Source organism: Micromonospora sp. CNZ303, assembly GCF_004345505.1.
In genome coordinates this window covers 418,233-426,797 of the sequence record NZ_SLVT01000003.1, presented here as the reverse complement: position 1 = coordinate 426,797, position 8,565 = coordinate 418,233, and the positions used below count along the sequence as shown (strand labels likewise).

The window sequence follows — 8,565 nt, the reverse complement described above, 5'->3', positions numbered from 1 at the left end:
TCCCCACGCCCCACGCCCCACGCCCCACGCCCCACGCCCCACGCCCCACGCCCCACGCCCCACGCCCCACGCCCCACGCCCCACGCCCCACGCCCCGGCGATCATGCAGTTGTGGCGCCCCGCAAAAGGTGCAGAGTGGCGAACAACTCCCACCAAAACTGCATGATCGACGCGGGCGGGGCGGGCGGGCGGGGCTGGGCGGGAGGAGAGGGGGGTCAGGTGGGGAGGAGGTGGCCGTCGCGGAGGGTGAGGACGCGGTCGGCGAGGTCGATCAGGGCCGGATCGTGGGTGGCGACCAGCGCGGTCATACCCCTGGCGTGCACGACCGCCCGGAGCAGGTCCATGATCGACCGGCCGGTCTCGGAGTCGAGTTGGCCGGTGGGCTCGTCGGCGATCAGCAGGTCCGGCTCGTTGGCCAGGGCACGCGCCACCGCCACCCGCTGCTGCTGCCCGCCCGAGAGCTCGTACGGGCGCTGGCCCGCGTGCCCGCCGAGCCCCACCAGCTCGAGCAGCATTGCCACCCGCTCCTCCCGCTCGGCCGCCGGAACCCGCGCCAACCGCAGCGGTACGCCGACGTTCTCGGCGGCGGACAGGATCGGCACCAGCCCGAAGGTCTGGAACACGAAGCCGACCGTGCCACGGCGCAGCTCCAGCAGTTCCTTCTCACCGGCGCCGGTGACGTCGTGCCCGTCGACCACCACCCGGCCCGAGTCGGGCCGGTCCAGCCCGCCCACCAGGTTCAGCAGGGTCGTCTTGCCCGCCCCGGAGCGACCGCGCACGGCCACCAGCTCGCCCCGCCCGGCCGAGAACGACACGTCCCGTACGGCATGCACCGCGTGCTCGCCGCGGCCGAACGTGCGGCTGACCCCCTCCACCCGGACCACCTCGTCGGTGACCGTGGCGCCCGCCACCGCCCCGGCCGACCGTCCGTCCGACGTCACGTCGTGCTCGCTCATGATCCCGCCCCGCTGTGCTCGGCGCGGTCGACCGGATCGACCACGCGGTACCGACTGATGCCCCGTCCGCCCACGGCGACGGCCTTCCGCCCGCCCACCGTGCCGGCTCCCCGACGGCTCACCGTGGCGATGACACGCCCGCTGGCCGCGCAGGCTTCCCGACCCCTGACCGTGGCGATGCCCCGCCCGCTCATCGCGGCGTCTCCCGCTCGTCCTGCGGCCGGTCGCCCGGGCGCACCTCCACGTGGTCCGGCTCCAGGTTGAGCCGCACCCGGTCGCGCAGCGACAACGCGTCCACGAACTGCGCCGGCAGCTGCATCCGGCCGCTGCGGTCGAGCACGGCGTACTCCTCGCTGACCAGTTCGGTGCTGCCGTCCGCGCCGATCCGCGCGGTCCGGCGTACCTCGGAGGCGGTCCGGCCGTCACGGATCGCGACGGTCCGGCGGACCTGGGTGGCCACGGCGTGGTCGTGGGTGACCACCACGATGGTGACGCCGAGCTCGGCGTTGATGGTGCGCAGCGCCCCGAAGACGTCGGCCCCGGTCGCCTCGTCCAGCTCACCGGTCGGCTCGTCGGCGAAGAGCACCTCGGGGTCGTTGGCCACCGCCACCGCCACCGCGCAGCGCTGCTGTTCGCCGCCGCTGAGCTGCCCGGGCCGCCGGTCGGCGCAGTGACCGACGCCGACCAGGTCGAGCAGCTCGCGGGCCCGCTCGCGGTGGGCGCGCCGGCCGCCGCGCCGCCCGGCGAGCCGCATCGGCAGCTCGACGTTCTCCAGCGCGGTCAGGTACGGCAGCAGGTTGCGGCCGGTCTGCTGCCAGACGAATCCGACCATGCTCCGCCGGTAGCTCAGTCGCCGCCGGGTGGAGAGGTTGAGTAGGTCGTAGTCTCCCACCCGGGCGATGCCGGCGGTGGGCGTGTCGAGCCCGGAGAGGATGTTCAGCAGCGTCGACTTGCCGGACCCGGAGGCGCCCACGATCGCCACCAGCTCGCCCCGGTCGATGACCAGGTCGAGCCCCTGCAACGCGACGACCTCCACCCCCTCGGTCTTGAAGATCCGGACCAGCCCGTCGCAGACGATGTGCCCGCGCAACCGGTCCCGGCCACCCGCCCGCTCGGCCGCACGCTGGGCGGCCCGCTGTTGCAGGGCGGCCAGGTCCGGCACGGCGGTGGTCTCCGCGGTAGCGGTCATTGTCAGTTCTCCTCTCCGAGCCGGAGCACCTCACCGAGGCGCATCCGGCGGTTGTTCAGGGCCTCGACGGCGACCGCGAAGCCGAGGGCGAGCGCACCGAGCGCGACGACCGCGGCCGCCAGGCCGGGCTCGAACGCCACCCGGACCTCGACCCCGTCGGTGAAGGCGGACAGGCCGAGCACCGGGGTGAGCAGCAACGGCAGGACCGTGCCGACCAGCGCACCGGTCACCACCGAGACGCCCACCAGCGGGACCAGCTCCACCAGCAGCAGCCCGCGCCACTGGCGTCGGGACAGGCCGAGGGTGCGCAGCCGGGAGAGCACCTGGCCGCGCTCGCGGGCGCCGGCGAGCACCGTGAAGGCGATCGCGAGCAGGCCGAGCGCCGTCCCACCGGCGGCGCCGGCGGTGAAGCCGAAGGCGAGCACCCCGTTGGCGCCGCCCTCACCCACCTGCCGGCGGGTGTCCGCGAAGGTCAGCAACTCCACGCCGCGCGGGCGCTCCCGGCCGGTGACGGCCCCGCCGGTCTGGAACCGGGACTGTCCCGCGTCGCCGGCCCGGCGCAGCGCCTCGCCGTCCAGGTCGTCGCCGGCCACCAGGAAACCGGTCGGCACGGCGGCGTAGTCCCGTCGGGGCAGGGACTGCCAGGGCAGGACGACGAACCGACTGCTCTCCGCGCGCAGCAGCGGGAAGCTCTCCGCCTGCCCGGCGACCCGGAACTCGTACCGCTGGCCCTGGGCGCTGACGAAGGCGGAGCCGTCGAGGCCGGCGTCGGCCAGCTCGGCGGCGACCGCCGGGGAGACCACCGCGGGCAGCGGGCCGCCACCCCCGGCGGGGGCGAGCAGCGCCGCCGGCACCGTCACGTCGACGCCGGACTGGCGGACGATCCGGGCCAGGGCCGGACCGTCGACCATGAGTACGGTCACCGCGCCGAGCCGGGTCTCGGTGCCGACGGCGTCCTTCGCCAGGCGTTGGCCCGCCTCGTACAGCACCGGACTCGCGGCGCGGACGCCCGGCAGCCGCTCCAGCTCGGCGCCCGTGTCCGGGGCGATCCGGTCCCCGAGGATCAGGGCGTCGGCGGGGACCACCCGGCTGGCGGCCCGGTCCCGGCTCGCCTCGATCCCGGCGGCCGTCACCGCGCAGAACGCCGCGGTCGCGATGGCCAGCACGACGACCACCAGCGGCACGGCGACCACGGACCGACCGGCCCGGGCGGTGCCCAGGAAGGCGACGCTGCCCCGGGCCCGGGCCGCGAGCCGGCTGACCAGCCGCAGCGGCCACGGGTACAACCGCATCGCGACCACCGCCGCGGCGACGGCCAGCAGCACCGGCACCGAGACCAGCAGCGGGTCGACCTCGCCGGGGGTGAGGCCGCGGCGGCGCAGCAGTACGACGGCGAGACCCGCGAGGACCAGCAGCCCCGCCTCCACCGTGAGGCGACGCGCGGAGGGGCGCGAGCGGATCAGGTCACGCCGACCTGCACCGCCTCTGGACGCGGCGAGGGTGGCCACCGGCAGCGCGAGGGCCACCAGGACGGTCGCGGCGACGGCGAACCACAGGGTCCCACCCGGCGCCCCCGGGGCGAGGCCACCGACCAGCCAGCCGAGCGCGCCGGCGGGCGGCACCACCAGCAGCGCCTCGGTCAGGCTGCGGCCCGCGCTCGTGGTGGCCGCCCCGCCCCGGGCCCGCAGCAGGGTGAACTCCGACCGGCGGCGGCGCACCAGCAGCCCGGCGGCCAGCACGACGAGGCCCGCCAGGGTGGCCAGTACGCCCGCGGCGATGACCCCGAGCACCGTCCGGGCGCTGTCCACCTCGGCGGCGAACTCCCCCAGCGGGAGGTCCAGCCCCTGCACGACGTTGCGGCCTTCCGCCTCCCGGGTCAGCTGCTGGAGTCCGTCGATCACCTGGTCCAGCTCGCGTGCGTCGATCCCGTCGGCGCCCATCCGGTAGCGCCAGGCGAACGCCAGCGGCCAGCCGGCGACGGCCTGACGGTTCAACGCGGCGGCGTCGACCACCCCCACGGCGATGAAGGGATCGCCGTCCCCGGGCGGCTCGCCGACCCGCAGCAACGGCGGCAGGCCGTCCCAGAACCCGTCGGTGTCGTCGCGGGGCGCGAAGAGACCGACCACGGCGACCGTGGCGCGGGGCGGGGCAGCGGGCGAGACGGGTCCCGGCGCGGCGAGGGTGAGCCGGCTGCCGACCCGCAGGTTCAGCTGGCGGGCCACGTCGGCGGCCAGCGCCACCTGCACCGGCTCGCCCTCCGGCGCGTCGGCCGGCCAGCGCCCGTCGACCAGCGTGCCGGCCTCCGCCGTCCCGGACACGGCCCGCAGGCCGAGGTCGACCAGGAGGTTCTTCGCCGCCAGGTCCGGACCAACCACCCGGCTGGGCCTGGTCTCCGCCGTGAACCACCGCCGCTCGACCATCCGGCGTACGACCGGCGGCATCCCGGCCTCCAGCGTCGCCAGGTCGCCCTGGCCGGTGGCCACCGGGGAGCCGCCCTCGCTCGTCGGGACGAGCGGACCGGTCGAGTACGTCACGTCCCGCTGCTGCGCCGGCACGGTGCCCAGGTGCGCCCGCAGGCCCTGCTCGGCGTGCGCGTTGACGATCCTGGGCACGCCGCTGATGACCAGCGTGGCGACCAGCGTCAACGCCGCGAGGAGCAGGAACTGCCCGCCGTACGCCCGAATCCGGCGGGCCACCGCCCCGATGCTCACCACGCCCCGCCTCCGCTCCTTCTCGTCCCTACGCTCCACCCGGTCACCGGTCTCCCCCGATCCGCAGCTGCGCCACGGCCACCCGCTGCCGGATGCCGAGGGCGATGAACGCGCTGAAGGCGAGTGCCGCCAGCAGCAGGCCGAGCGCGGTCAGGCCGATGGGCAGCCAGGGCAGCACGAAGGCGGCCTCCGGCACCGGCCGGCCGGCGGACGGCGTGAGGACGACCAGCGGGGCCATGGTCGCGCCGACCGCGGCGCCCAGCAGCAGGCCGACGCCGACGCCGATGCCGGCCAGGAAGGTCTGCTCGGCCAGCAGCGCCCGGGCCAGCAGCCGAGGGCTGGCGCCGAGCGTGTGCAGCACGGCGAACTCCCCGAGCCGGTGCCGGGCGGTCGCCCAGACGTCGACGATCAGGCCGACCAGGGCCAGCAGCACCGAGCCGAGCGCCGCGGCGAGCAGCCCCGTGCGGGCCCCCTGCCAGTACGGGTCGCCGGCGGCCCGCTCGGCCACCTCCCGCCGGTCGAGCAGCGTGGTGCCGGTCAGGTCGGCAGCCGCGCGGGCCGCCTCGGCGTGGCCGGCGCCCTCGGTGCCCAGCCACCACTCCGGCACCGGCCGGACCCCGCCCCGGTCCCGGATCAGCCAGTCCGCCGCCGCCGGCAGGTCCAGCAGCACGCCCTCGCCGGCTGCGGACGGCACCGCGTCCAGCTCGCCGACAAGCGTGACCGGCAGCGTCGCGCCGGACAGCACGAGATCGACCGTGTCGCCGACGCGCAGGCTCAACGCGTCGCGTACGGCCGGGGTCATCAGCGCCGGTACCGGCCGGTTCTCGCCGGCCGGCACCACGGCGAACCGGCTCGGCGGCTGGAACGCGAACCGGCCGCCCTCGCGGTACTCGACCTCCCAGTCGGCCTTCAGTCCGGCGGCCGTGGCCGACGCACCGACCGGTTTGCCCTGGCCGTCGACGGCCACCCACCCGCCGTCCAGCGACGCCGGCCGGGCCGCGCCGTCGGCGCCGACCAGCCGCAGGTCCGACACCTCCAGGCGGTACGCCCGCCCGCGCGCGCTCCCGCCGTCGGCCTCGAAACCGGACAGTCGTAGGGCGCCCTCCCCGGCGGGTACGGCGACGGTGAACGGCACCGGCCGGCCGTCGCTGCCGCTGCTGCCCGCCGGAAGCCGGAAGGCCAGCCCGTCCGCCCGGGTCAGCAGCACCCAGAGGCCGATCTGGTGCGGCGTGACGACGTCGCGCACGGGGGTGCGCACCGTGCCGGTGAGCGACCGGGTGCCGGCGGGCAGTTCCAGCCCGCTCGGCGCGCCGCGCGCCCGGGTCAGCCGGTCGAGCAGCGCTGGCGCGGGCTCGTCGGTCAGCCTCTCGTTGAGCCGCAGCACGCCGGCCGCCGCCGCGGCGTCGAGGCTCACCACCGTCGTCGGCAGGTCGGCGCGGCCGAGGCGGATCTCGTCCCGCCAGGCCGGCAGCGCCTCACCGACGCCGGCCAGCGCGGCGAGCTGACCGGCCCGACCGTCGGGTGCCGCGCCGGTGCGCTCGACGACCCGCAGGTCGGCGCCGACGGTGTGGTCGGCCTGGTCGGCCTGCGACAGCTCGCCCGTGGTCACCAGCGACCACGCCAGGGTGCTGCCGCCGACGGCGAGGGCGAGCAGCAGCACGGGGTCGGCGTGCGGGCGCCGCCCCGCCTGCCACATGCCGAACATGGTCGCGGTCCACGGTCTGCGGTCGACGAACCGCTCGGCGAACCGGGTCGCGGGCGGCAGCAGCCGCAACGCCACGACCGCGCCGGCCAGCACGCCCAGCGTCGGCGCCGCGACCAGCAGCGGGTCCACCCCGAGCCGGCCGGCTGCCCCGGCCACCGGCGACGAGTACTGGCGCAGCTGGGTCCAGGCCAGCACCGCGAAGCCGACCAGCACCAGGTCGAGGCTGGCCCGCTGGACGCTCGCGGCGCGGGTGGGCCGGGACCGGGCCGCCATGTCGGCGACGTAGGTGCCGGCCCCCCGCAACGTCGGGACGACCATCGCGACCAGGCAGCCGGCGGCGGTGGCGGCTGCGGCGGCCCAGATCAGCGTGGTGTTGCCGGCGGCGAGCGTCAGCGGGGTGGCCCCGCCGGTACCCACGTGCCGCAGCGCCTCGCCGGCGATCAGGGGCCCCAGCACGCCGGCGGGCAGGACGACCAGGGCCGCCTCCCGGGCCGCCAGGCCGGCCAGTTGCCGCCGCGCGGCGCCCCGGGCCCGGAGCAGGGCGGTCTGGCCGCGCCGGTCCTCGTGCAGCAGGGCGGCGACGAGCACCAGCGCGTACCCGCCGAGGACGATGATCAGCAGGAGCGGGGTGGCCAGCGAGGAACGGCCCACCAGGTCGGCCCGGGTGACACGGTCGAGGAGCCGGTCGATCGCCGTGACGGTCTGGCCGGAGGAGCCCAGCCCGGCCGCCTCGGGCACCTCGGTGAGGGCCGCGGTGAGCGCCTGCCGCACGTCGGACAGCCGGCCCGCGCCGGCCGCCGCCGCGAGGTCCGGCTCGACGACCCAGGACGCCGACACCGAGCCCGGGTACGTGGCGACGAAGTCCGCCGGGTCCAGCACGAACGGCCCGTACGAGGTGCCGGCGTCCGCGGCGCTGCCGGCACCGACCCCGGGTGCCAGCCGCCAGTACGGGTCGGCCGCGTCGCGGGGCCGCCAGGTCCCGACGAGCACCACGGTGCTGGCCTCGTCGGACCGGCGGTCCAGCATCGGCACCCGGTCGCCGACGCTCATCCCGAGCACGCCGGCGACCTTCTCGGGCAGGGTGACCTGTAGCGGCGAGGCTCCCGGGGCGGGCCAGGCGCCGCCGGTCAGCTCGGCGTGGCGGGGCAGGTCGTCGAGGGCCGCCAGGGTGGCGAAGACCGGGTCGTCGTCGTCGCGGGCCACGGGGCCGAGGTCGCCGGTCAGCTCGCGACCACCGCCGTAGCGGGCGGCGTCGACGGTGACCGGCGCGCCGCCGAGGCCGGCGGCGAACCCGTCCCGGACGGCCCGGTCCCGGGCGGCGAACTCGGCCGCGTCCCGGCCGGCCGTGCCGCTGACCAGGAGGCTGCGCTCCTCGAACGACGCCCCGCTGAGCAGGGCACGCTGGCCCGCCTCGACGGCCCGCCGGTTGTAGTCAGAAAGCCCGGTGACCAACGCGACCGCCACCAGGGCCGCGACCACCGCGGCGAGCAGCAGCCCACGCGCCTCGCGGGCCCGCCTCCACACCAGCTTCATCCGATGCCCTCCCCTGGCCCGCTGTCGGGCCGACGACCAGGGAGAGCGGTGACGTGCCGGGAAAGGTTCGCGCCCGTTACTTGATCGTTATCCGGAGGCGCCCGACCGGTGGGCGGGGCCGGCGACCCGGCGAGGGTGGCGCGGTGCGCGGGTGTGCTTCGATCACCGGATGGAGATCGCCCTCACCGCCCTCATGGTGGCCGTCGTCGCGCTGCTCGCCGCCCAGTTGCCGGGCAGGACCGAGCAGGCGCGGACCGCGTACCGGCTCGCCGAGATCGAGCGCCGGCTCCGGCTGGTGATGGACCACCTGGGCGTGGTGGACGCCTCGCCCGTGCCGCCGGAGGTGGGACAGCACCTGGCCCGGGGCGACAAGATCAAGGCGATCGCCGCGTACCGGAAGGCCACCGGCGCGGACCTGCGCTCGGCCAAGGAGGCGGTGGAGGCGTACGGCGACCGCCGGTGACGGCGGGC

The 8,565-nt window shown here is 76.9% G+C and carries 5 protein-coding genes; 1 reads left to right on the top strand and 4 read right to left on the bottom strand.

From position 1 onward, the window contains the following. Positions 1-215 precede the first annotated feature (215 nt). The 4 genes from EV374_RS08020 to EV374_RS08005 form a co-directional block, all read right to left on the bottom strand. Positions 216-956 carry an ABC transporter ATP-binding protein gene (locus tag EV374_RS08020; RefSeq protein WP_132233111.1) on the bottom strand — a complete coding sequence of 247 codons (741 nt, stop codon included), beginning with the start codon at positions 954-956 and terminating at the stop codon, positions 216-218. A 190-nt stretch (positions 957-1,146) separates the two neighbouring features. Further along, positions 1,147-2,145, bottom strand: coding sequence for an ATP-binding cassette domain-containing protein (locus EV374_RS08015; protein WP_132233109.1), 999 nt, complete (start codon positions 2,143-2,145; stop codon positions 1,147-1,149). A gap of 2 nt (positions 2,146-2,147) precedes the next feature. Further along, positions 2,148-4,895, bottom strand: coding sequence for an FtsX-like permease family protein (locus EV374_RS08010; RefSeq protein ID WP_486485632.1), 2,748 nt, complete (start codon positions 4,893-4,895; stop codon positions 2,148-2,150). 4 nt (positions 4,896-4,899) lie between these two features. Then, positions 4,900-8,094, bottom strand: a complete 3,195-nt coding sequence (locus tag EV374_RS08005; protein ID WP_132233107.1) for an ABC transporter permease — start codon at positions 8,092-8,094, stop codon at positions 4,900-4,902. Positions 8,095-8,263: 169 nt separating this feature from the next. Between EV374_RS08005 and EV374_RS08000 the strand changes: the two genes are divergently transcribed. Next, the gene (locus EV374_RS08000; RefSeq protein WP_132233105.1) at positions 8,264-8,557 is read left to right on the top strand and encodes a hypothetical protein; all 294 of its coding nucleotides are present in this window, start codon (positions 8,264-8,266) and stop codon (positions 8,555-8,557) included. The last annotated feature ends 8 nt before the right edge of the window (positions 8,558-8,565 follow it).